The 6963-nt window shown below is 63.9% G+C and carries 5 protein-coding genes; all 5 read right to left on the minus strand.

What is annotated here, in order from left to right; translation table 11 throughout:
• The coding region (locus RUW20_RS13230; protein ID WP_409559365.1) for a response regulator at positions 1-219 on the minus strand (219 nt) is incomplete at its 3' end.
• A gap of 334 nt (positions 220-553) precedes the next feature.
• Positions 554-2302, minus strand: coding sequence for a SulP family inorganic anion transporter (locus RUW20_RS13235; RefSeq protein ID WP_313952704.1), 1749 nt, complete (start codon positions 2300-2302; stop codon positions 554-556).
• Positions 2303-2335: 33 nt separating this feature from the next.
• A complete protein-coding gene (locus tag RUW20_RS13240; protein ID WP_313952705.1) occupies positions 2336-3190 on the minus strand; it encodes a polyphosphate kinase 2 family protein in 855 nt (284 codons plus the stop codon).
• A gap of 24 nt (positions 3191-3214) precedes the next feature.
• A complete protein-coding gene (locus tag RUW20_RS13245; protein WP_313952706.1) occupies positions 3215-5827 on the minus strand; it encodes a plasma-membrane proton-efflux P-type ATPase in 2613 nt (870 codons plus the stop codon).
• 69 nt (positions 5828-5896) lie between these two features.
• A complete protein-coding gene (locus RUW20_RS13250) occupies positions 5897-6751 on the minus strand; it encodes a peptidylprolyl isomerase (protein WP_313952707.1) in 855 nt (284 codons plus the stop codon).
• Positions 6752-6963 lie beyond the last annotated feature (212 nt).

The raw sequence follows: 6963 nt of genomic DNA on the forward strand, positions 1-6963 counted from the left end.
GTGCTCCTGCAGATCGAGCCCCGACATCCCGGGCAGTTGCACATCCAGCACCAGGCAGTCGAATTGCGGACGCATGCTGTCCGCGAGCAGCGCCTCGGCTGATGCATAGGTGACCGGCTGCATGCCCGACGCGCGAAGCAGGCGCGCGAAGGAGCGACGCAGTTCGTCGTCGTCATCGACCACCGCCACGCAGGCGCTCGTAGAGTCTTGCTTCGACATGGAAGTGCAGCGTAGCGCTTTGACCACGTCTCGCCTACTGCCCGATGGGGAAGTCCTGGTGAGCGCCCGGCTGGCGTCGGCAGCTGGGCAACGTGAGGGAAAAGCAGCCGCGCGTCATTGTCAGGGCAAGTCCCTGCAAGGGTCTCGGCCAGAATCGTCTCGTCCGTCGCTCGGGTTCCAACGTGCCCGTGAGGCGGAACATGAGTCGTCCGAGCGCGGCCGTGACGGCACGGAATCGGCCGCTTGCCTTCGGCTCGGGTCCGCGGCGGCAGAGGTAGCCGCAGAGGTCGCGGCCGAGGTGCGCCGCTGGTCATGGTGATTCGCTCCGGGCCGATTAACACGCCGGCGCCGCGCCGTCGTTGTTCGTGGTCGGCGTCGCCTCGGCGGCGCCCGACTGGTCCTCGTATTTCGCCACCACGGCATGGATCGACCCGTAGATCGCGTGCTCGCCCAGGATCTCCGTGATCCCGTGGCGGTCGAATTGCGCGCGGACGTTCGTGGTCAGGTTGGCAAATACCAGCCGGATGTCTTGCTCTCTGAGCAGGGTGGCGGTATCGCGCAACATCGCCGCCGCCGAGAAATCCACGTCGCCGATCGCTGCCGCTTCGACGCAGAGACAGCGCAAGGGCGGCTGCCCGCTGCTCTTCACCAGTTCGAGGACCTCTTCGACGAACTGTCCGGCGTTGGCGTAATAGAGGCTGTGGCTGAAAAGATAGACCATCAGGCCGGGCGCGATCTGCTGCGGTGTGCTTAGCGCTACCGTCTGCCAGCCTTTCTTCCGCTTGTCCACGGCGATCACCGAATTGGTGCCGCGGTAGCTGCGCCGCACGTGATCGAGTAGCGACAGGATCATCGCCAGGACGATGCCCTGCTCGACGCCCACGACGACCACCGTCGCCGCTGTCACCAGGGCGACCCAGAACTCGGGGCGCGCCTCGACGAAGATTCGGCTCATGCCCTTGACGTCGATCATTTTCACCGCCACCAGGAAAACGATCGCCGACAGCACCGCGTCCGGCAAATGCGCCAGCGGGCCGGTGAGGAAGAGCAGGACCAGCAGCACGATGACGCTGGTGGTGATCTGTGAAATCTGGCTGCGGCCACCGCCACCGGCGACCATTGCCGTGTTGGTCGGGCTGCCATTGACGATGAAGGTCCCGGACAGACCGGCGCCAAGGTTGGCCATACCCAGCCCGACCATATCGACGTTCTCGTCGAAGCGATCGTTGTACTTGGCGGCGTAGGCGCGCGAGGTCGCGGCGCTCTGCGAGAGAATGACGACGAAGCAGGCCGCCGCGATTGGCGCCAGCTTCCAGATCAGCGGCCAGCTCCAGTCGACCTGTGGCAGACCGAGCGTCGGCAGACCGCTGGGTACCGCACCCAGCGTTGCCAGGTGGGCGTCGAGACCCAGCGCCCAGCTGACGGCGATGGCGCCAAGGACGGCGATCAGGCCGCCGGGAATCTTCTCCGACAGCTTCTTGCCGCCGAGGATCACCACCAGCACGGCCAGCGCCATCGAAAGCGCGTAGGGATTGGTCTGGCCGATCGATTGCGCGTCGTGCACGATCTGCGACAGCGGATGGTTGCTGATCCGCGGCAGGCCCAGCAAGCCGGAGACCTCGAGCAGCGAGACCTGTATGCCGACGCCGGTGAGAAAACCGGTGAGTACCGTGCGCGAGAGAAAGTCGGCGAGGAAGCCCAGCCGCAGTACGCGTGCGGCGAACATCAAGACCGCCGCCATCAGTGCCAGCAGGCTGCACAGTGCCAGCCATTCGTTGGACCCCCGCACCGCCATGCCGGCAAGGCCGGCGGCGACCACCGCCGCCGTCGCCGAATCGGCATTGACCGACAGGTGCCGCGACGAGCCAAAGATGGCAAACAGGCACATCGGGATGAGGATGGTGTACAGGCCTGTGATCACCGGCGTGCCGATGATCTTGGTGTAGCCCATCGTCCCCGGAATCGACAGCGCGGCGAGGGTGAAGCCGGCGATGATGTCCCGTCCGACGCCCGCCCGGTCAATCGGCAGGATCCCCTGCAAGATCGGCAGCCGGAAGCGCTTGCCCTCGCTCGCTGTGGTCATCACCGCCCTCCTTGGCTCGCCGCAAGCGGCACGCTAGCCCTTGCCGTTGCGTTTTTCCTGCGCCGCGGCTGCGGCGTGATACTTGCGGCGCACCTCTTCGAGGTCCACCCGTGTTGGTGGCAACTTGAGCTTCATGTCCGCCATCGTCTCGGCGATGATCTGCGAAGCCGCGAGGTTGCGGAACCACTTGTGATTTGCCGGGATGACGTACCACGGCGCGTGTGCCGTGCTGGTCTTCTCCAGGGCGTCTTCGTACGCTTCAGTGTACTTCGGCCACAACTCGCGCTCCGAGTAGTCCGACTCGCTGATCTTCCAGTTGCGAGCGGGGTCGTCGAGCCGCTGCTTGAAGCGCTCGAGTTGTTCCTCGGGGCTGATGTGCAGGAAGAACTTGAGAATCCGCGTGCCGTTCTGGGTGAGCAGCTGCTCGAAGTCGTTGATCAGCTCGTAGCGTTTCGACCACACCGCTTTCGGGACCAGTTCGTGCACCCGCACGACCAGCACGTCTTCGTAGTAGGAGCGGTTGAAGACGACCACCTCGCCCTTGCCCGGGGTGCGCTGGTGTGCACGCCAGAGGAAGTCGTGCGCGGCTTCGCTGGCGCTCGGCTGCTTGAAGCCGAAGACGGAGGTGCCCTGCGGATTCATGCCGCTGAACAGGTGACGCACGACGCCGTCCTTGCCGGCGGCATCAAGCGCCTGCAGCACGACCAGCAGCGACTGGTCGGCGTTGGCGTAGAGCAGTGCCTGCATTTCGGCCATGCGCGTGACGTACTTCGTGATCTCGGGCTGTGCCGCCTCGTTCGAGAGATAGCCGCCCTTCTGCGCTGGGTCTATGCCAGCCAGCTTGACCTTCTTGCCCGGGTTGACGGCAAATTCTTTACGGAAGTCCATGACTCTTTTCTCCTTTGCTCGAGATCAGCGGTTGGCAGCCGCGGCCGGTGAGGCCGTGGCCAGGTGCGAGTGCAGCGACTGATTGACGATCGCCAGGCTCTTCTGGTGGCGCGCCGTGCGGTAGCTCGCGAAGCGGTCATGGATTATCCGGACGCTGCCGAGGATCAACAACCAGCTCAGCAGATAGAGCCAGACCCAGCCGATCAGCTGCCAGGAAATCGCCGGCACCAGCAAGCCAAAACCGCACATCAGGGTGGCCACGAGCTGCGTGCCGACAATCGCCCAGAACAGGGGCGCGGCCGGCAATGGCCGCTGGAAGAACCAGCGCTCGGTGCGGGTGATGAACAGCAGCAGTTGGCCACCGCCGACCAGTTGCACGAACATCATCGTCTGCAGCTGGGCGTGCGTCGCCAGCCCGAAGTAGTCCTGCAGATGCGGCTCCGAGAGCACCTTGACGCCGAACAGCAGCAGGCCGAAGGATTCGGCGATGGAGAAGATGCCGAGAACGGTCGCCAGGCCGAAGATTTGCGGCAGCTCCCAGCGCACCGGCCGCGGACTGACCGGCGTGTTGTCGTAGGCGATGGTCATCATCGGCAGGTCGTTGAGCAGCGACATGGCGACGATCATGATCGCGGTCAACGGCGAGAAGCCGAGGAAGATCGACGACAGGACGACGAGGAACATGATGTCGATGGTCAAGGCGATGCGGTAGATCAGGTAGCTATTGATGCGACCGAAGATCCGCCGCGCTTCGTCGATGGCACCGTTGATTACCGACAGGCCGGGGGCGGTGAGGATCAGCGCCGCCGCGCCGCGGGCAGCATCGGTGGCGCCGGAGACGGCGGTGCCGCAATCGGCCTGTTTCAAGGCCGGCGCATCATTGACGCCGTCGCCGGTCATCGCCACCAAATGGCCGCGCGACTGCAACGCCTTGACGATGGCGTACTTGTGCTCCGGGAAGACGCGCGCAAAGCCGTCTGCCCGCTCGATCGCATCGATGATCGCCGGCGGCACATTGTCGGGATCCATGTCCTTGGGGAAGGCTTCCGCCGCCGCAATGATGTGCGTGCCCATGCCGAGCTGGCGTGCCGTCTCGATGGCGATGGCGGTGTCGTCGCCAGTGATCATCATCACCCGCACACCTTTTTCCGCCGCCTTGTCGATGGTTTCCCTGGAGTCGTCGCGTGGCGGATCGAACATCGGCAGGATGCCGAGGAACGACCAGCTCGCGCCGTCATCGGCCGAGCGCGCCACGCCCAATGCCCGCGCACCCTGCGCAGCCAGCTTGTCCACCGCCTCCTTGACTTTCTCGGCGACAGCGGCAGGCGCCCTGGCAAGATCGACGATCGCCTGCGGCGCGCCCTTGGCGACGACGAAGGATTTGCCGCTGGCGTCGGTGACGGAGGCTTGCGTGCGCTTGGTGACCGGGTCGAAGGGAACGAACTTGCTCATGGTCCAGCCCTTGAGCAGCGTCTGGTCCTTGAGCGCGGTGATCACCGCGGTGTCGATGGCGTCCTTGTCCTCGAGCTTCGACGCCAGTGCCGCCGCCAGGATGCAGTCCTGCGCATCGGTGGCGGCGAAGAGCATCGGCTCACTGAGGCTCAACTGGTTCTTGGTCAGGGTGCCGGTCTTGTCCGAGCAGAGGATATCGACGCCGGCCATCTCCTCGATCGCCGACAGCTTGGAAACAATCGCCTGCTGTTTCGACAGCGCCAGTGCGCCGAGCGCCATGGTGATCGAGAACACCGCCGGCATCGCCACCGGGATCGAAGCGACCATCAGCACCAGCACGAACTGCAGGATGCCGAGGGCGTCGGCGAGGTTCCAGTCCTTGGCAATCACGATGTCGTGATAGACCTTGACAGCCACCAGGACCAGCGTCAGGCAGACGGCCACGACGATCAGGAAGTTGCTGATCTGGAACATCGCTTTCTGGGCGTGGCTGACGGCGCCGGCGCCGGAGACGAGCTTGGCGGTACGGCCGAAGAAGGTATTGGTGCCGGTGGCGATGACCACGGCTTCCATCTCGCCCTGCTTGACGACACTGCCGGCGTAGGCTTCGTCACCGACCTGCTTTCGGGCCGGCAGCGATTCGCCGGTGAGCGCTGCCTGGTCGATCGAGGCGAAGTCGCCACTGGTCAGGCGCAGGTCCGCCGGGACGATCACGCCGAGGCGGATCTTGACCATGTCGCCGGGAACCAGCGTCGCCGCCTGCACCGTGCTCCACTGGCCGTCGCGCAGGACGGTGGCCTCCGGCGCCAGGCCGGCCTTCAGCGCGGCCAGCGCGTTCGATGCCTTGCGGTCCTGCCAGTATTCGAGCGCCGCGTTGAACAGCAGCAGTGAACCGATGATGAAGAAGTCGTCCCAGTGGCCGAGCAGTGCGGAAACCAGCGCCGCCGTTTCGATGACGTAGGCCATCGAACCGGTGAAATAGCCACGAATCTGCTCAGCGAGGCTTTTCTCCCTGGTGACGATGGCGTTCGGTCCGTAGCGGCTGAGTCGTTGTTGCGCTTCGGCGGCGCTCAGGCCCTGATCCGGCTTGACGGCGAGCGTCGACAAGACCTCCTCGACCGGGATCTTTTCGAGATCCGGTCCACTGGCGGCGGAAGTGCCTGATTGGGTGGATGCATTTGCCATAAATCCCTCCAGGTTCAATGACGACACGAACGACTTGAAACAGCCGGTCCGAGTTCGTCTGACCGGGGTCTACCTGGCTACCGCAGGCGTGCCGACAATCTCGATCTTGGCCCTGGCCTTGAGCTCGTCCAGCTGCTTCTTCAGGTTCTGCTGCTGCATCTGTTGGGTCAGTTCAGGTCTTACTTCTTCAAATGGAGGGGCTTCTATCGCCCTGGAGTCTTCCAGAAAAATGACGTGATAGCCATACTGGGTTTTCACCGGCTCCTGGGTGAACGCGCCTTTTTTCAGCGTGCTGACGGCATTGCTGAACTCCGGCACCATCCTGCTGACGTCAAACCATCCGAGATCGCCGCCGCTGACCTTGGAGCCGGCATCTCGGGATTTTTCCATCGCCAGCTTCGCGAACGATCCCGGCTCTGTCTTCAGTTTGGCAATGATCGCCTGGGCTTCGGCCTCGGTTTCCACCAGGATATGGCGCGCCTTGTACTCGCTGCCGGTGATGGTCGCCTTGATGCGATCGTATTCGGCCTTCAGCAGGTCCTCGCTGACCGGAGTGTTCTTGATGAAATCCTGCACATAGGCGTCGGCCAGAACCGATTGCCGGAGGACAGCGAGTTGCTCGGTGACTTCAGGCAATTTGTCCAAACCCTTCTTCACCGCCTCCTCGGCGATCAGGGTTTGCATGGTCAGCTTGTCAATGATGCTTTTCCTGGCTTCCGGGGTGTCCGCTTGGCCGGCGCTGGCGCCGTGCTTGATAATCATGTCGACACGGCTCTGGTTGATGGCGGTGCCGTTCACGGTCGCCACCGCCACTCCGGTCACCGCTGGGGTCGCGGATTTTGCGTTCTGCTCCGAGTTGCAGGCGCTGACGACCAGCAGTGAAGCCGCGCAGGCCAGCACAAGTGGGGTTTTGATGGAGCGCATCAGGGGGTCCTTGGTGTAGTAGAAAGCCAGCCCGCGCGGCTGAAAGCCCTTTGTCGTTCAAGGGCGCCGACAGGGTCATGTAGCGGCTCTGGTGACTCGCTGGCACCTACATGCCAGGCCTGGGGCCTGGATGTCATGGTGGACGAATCGTTGGGCAGGCCGCGCCGCTAACGGTCATGACATGTCGAGATACCCCAGATCATGAAAGTCAT

It is taken from the genome of Accumulibacter sp. (genome assembly GCF_032229525.1).
Taxonomy (GTDB): domain Bacteria; phylum Pseudomonadota; class Gammaproteobacteria; order Burkholderiales; family Rhodocyclaceae; genus Accumulibacter.